2 protein-coding genes are annotated in these 2,955 nt (G+C 70.5%); both read right to left on the bottom strand.

Annotated features, from left to right (window positions below; all coding sequences use genetic code 11):
• Positions 1 to 1,902, bottom strand: a 1,902-nt coding sequence (locus Q1N79_RS26890) for a CehA/McbA family metallohydrolase (protein ID WP_300613775.1), incomplete at its 3' end; no start/stop codon positions are given.
• A 242-nt stretch (positions 1,903 to 2,144) separates the two neighbouring features.
• The gene (locus Q1N79_RS26885; protein WP_300613773.1) at positions 2,145 to 2,624 is read right to left on the bottom strand and encodes an SRPBCC family protein; all 480 of its coding nucleotides are present in this window, start codon (positions 2,622 to 2,624) and stop codon (positions 2,145 to 2,147) included.
• Positions 2,625 to 2,955 lie beyond the last annotated feature (331 nt).

Here is a 2,955-nt window from a genome sequence, read left to right as displayed (position 1 = left end):
CAGCGGCCCGCCGGAAAGGAACGTGCGACCCGACCGCACCGCCCGGCACCAGGCCGCATAGCTGAACTCCTCGTCCAGCCGCGCGTACGTGCGGTACAGGCCGACCGGCACGCCGCTTGTCATCTTGTCGGTGCCGCCGACCAGCGGCAGCCGGTAGCCGCTGTTCAGGTACCGGTAATACTCGAGGGTCGCGTCGCCGGAGTGGGCCAGCATCTCGACGGCGTCGGCCCGGCCGGTCGCGACGAGAACGGCCGGCTCGCCGTTCGGATTCGGGAAATGCGCGGCGACGACGGTGCCGCCCTGCACGTGCGTCCGGTCGGCCCAGTCGCTCAGCGTCGCGTCAAGCGCGCCGCCGAGCTCGGCCTCGTCGGGACCGTCGCTGCACCACGGCATGACCGGCTCTTTCAGGCCCCACAGGACCATGTGGCCGAGCATGTGCTGCCGGTTTTCCTGGCCGACATAGGTGACGTAGCCGCCGCCGTCGACGACGCCGGGCTGGCCGGAAAAGTCCTCGGTGTTCGTGAACAGCGCGCCCCACTGCGTCTGCAGCAAATTGACGACACGCAGATCCTCGCCCCGTTGCTCGAGCTGAGCGCCCGGGGTGGACAGGAAGTGCACGTGCGAGTCGCCCGACCACCATCCTTCGGCGGTCATGTCAGCCACGCGCCTGATCGGCAGCGTCAGCTCGCGCTGCCCCGGCTCGATCCGCACGGTCTGCCGGAGCGGTTCGTATTCGAACCCGCGCGCGACGTCCACGACGACGTCGCCTCGTGGCAGCCATCCCTGGCAGGTGCCGTCGATATACGCGTAGCTGCGCTGGCCAAGCCGGGTGTCACCGCCAACGTCGTAATGCCAGCTGCCGAGATTTTGCGTGACGTGATTGTGGTGGCCGTGCGGCTGGTAGGGAACTCCCTCGGCCGAACAGAAATGGACCCGGCACGGCACCGGCCGCCCGCTCGCGTCGTCGACGACGCTGACATGCACCCAGTTGCGGCCCCCTTCCGTCAGCTCAACCAGGACCTGGCCGGCGTCCGCCCGCCCGTCACGTTCCACGTCGCCCCAGCGCACCCGGCCGAGTTCGTCGCCGCCGCGCCGGACCGCGACGGTGGCCGACGGCAGCGCGGCGATCGACGCGTACGCGGACGTTCCTTCCCTCGCTCCCCAGCCAGCCCGGTCGTCCTCGCCGGGCAGCGGCTGCGGATAGGTCGCGACACCCCGGTCCACCTCGACATCGAGGACTCCGCCCCGCCCGTCCCGCGGCGTGATCCGCACCGGGCGCGCCGGCGCGCGGACGAACGGGTGCTCATCCACGTCGCTTGTCGTGATCCCGGCCACGATGAACCGCGGCCCGCGCGGGATGAACTCGACCCGCTCGACCGCCCGGTCCGGATGCGGATTCTCCCAGCACCACAGGAAATAGCCGGCCGGCCAGCCCATGGCGTGCTCGGTCAGGCGGGCCCCGGCTTCGCCCCACCTGCCCTCAAAGCGCGGCAGGTTGTGGTCGCTGGTGTCGGTGACCGCGAGGAACGGCAGACGCCCCCACCCCGGCGGCACCACCTGGATCTCGAACCGCTCCCGGATGGCCGCGGTGGCGACCTGGCCGCCGGCAAGGTGGAAAACATACTCCGCGACCGTCCGCCCGACGGCGTGACCGGCCGGTGCGCCCGGTTCGAGCTGCCGGTGCGCGATGATCACGCGCCGCGCCAGCCGGCCGATCCCGACCGACGCCGGGACGCCAGGCAGCAGGAAGCACCGTTCCGCAGCCGGCGGCTCCGACCCGATCAGGAACGGCAGCCCGCGCAGGTCCACCCTCCCCAGCGGAACATCGCCCGGCTCATCGCCGAGAACATCCACACCCGCGTTGCATGCAGCAGACAGGTCTACTGGCTCATAGCTAGGCATGCGTCCGATCGTAGGTCGCGTGCCCGGCCGGCCCCAGCCAATTTCTTCCCCCGCCCCGAGCCCCTGGCCGTCCGCGCACCGCTGACCGGCCGTCACCGATCCTGTTACCTTTTATCCCGAACGGACCGTGCCGGCTGCCCTGCCCCGGCTCCCGCTCGCGCTCCGGCCGGCTCCGGCGGCCACGTATACAGCCACCCGGCCTGGCCAGGCCAGAGTCAGCGACTGGCCGGCCTGCTGGCCGGTTACCCGGTGACCAGTCCGGCGAGGTGAGCCAGCGAGTTGGTCAGATGATCTGCGGCGAACGGGGGGAATCGGAATGGGAGTCGCTGGCGGAGGGAGTCGGGGACCGCCGACCAGTCATAGGAGAGGGTGACCTCGGTCCCGGATGGTCCGGCAGGGGTCAGGTCGTAGCGCCAGATGTGGCCGACGATCTGCGGGTTGCCATCGCCGGCGTCCATGCCTGGCTCCCAGGAGATGGCGCGTGGCGGGTCGTACACCTGCACCCGGTTGACCATCCGGTAGTGCCCGCCCGGGACGTTGTCGTTGTACATGCCCATCCGGAACGCCTGGCCCGCCTCGGTCAGGTGCTGGGCGTCGAGGGGCTCGCGGACCCAGCCGGTGCCGTCGATCGCGGCGTGCTTGGCGGGGTCGGCGAGTACGGCGAAGATCGCCTCGGCTGGGGCGCTAATGATCGTGGTTGTGCTGATGGTTTCGCCGGTCATGGTGGTGCCTCCTTGTGAACCGCTTGCAGGGAAAGGACGAACGGTGAAGCTGGCGGAGGACATATCCGGGGAGAAACCCGGGCAAGGAAAGCGAGAAAACCAGAACACGGTCAGCCGGGCTCGGACCGCAGCTGGCGCAGACGGCCCTGCAGGAGGCGCTGTTCGACCTCGCTGGGGCCAGGGTCACCGCGGTGTCGAGTTCTCCGGCCGCGTCGCTCGTGCGGCCGAGTCGGCACAGGTTGTCCGCCAGGGCAGCGTGCCACAGATGGGAGTACTCCAGGCCGGCGATGGTCTTCAGGGCAGCCAGCCCCGCCTCGGGGCCGTCGCGCTC

It is taken from the genome of Trebonia sp., assembly GCF_030042015.1.
Taxonomy (GTDB): domain Bacteria; phylum Actinomycetota; class Actinomycetes; order Streptosporangiales; family Streptosporangiaceae; genus Trebonia.
Note: the sequence above shows the minus strand (reverse complement) of the source record. Positions and strands in the feature narration are given on the sequence as shown.

Excerpts from the sequence above, each read along its gene's own strand:
- Q1N79_RS26885 (WP_300613773.1), bottom strand. The coding sequence starts at position 2,624 with ATGACCGGCGAAACCATCAGCACAACCACGATCATTAGCGCCCCAGCC.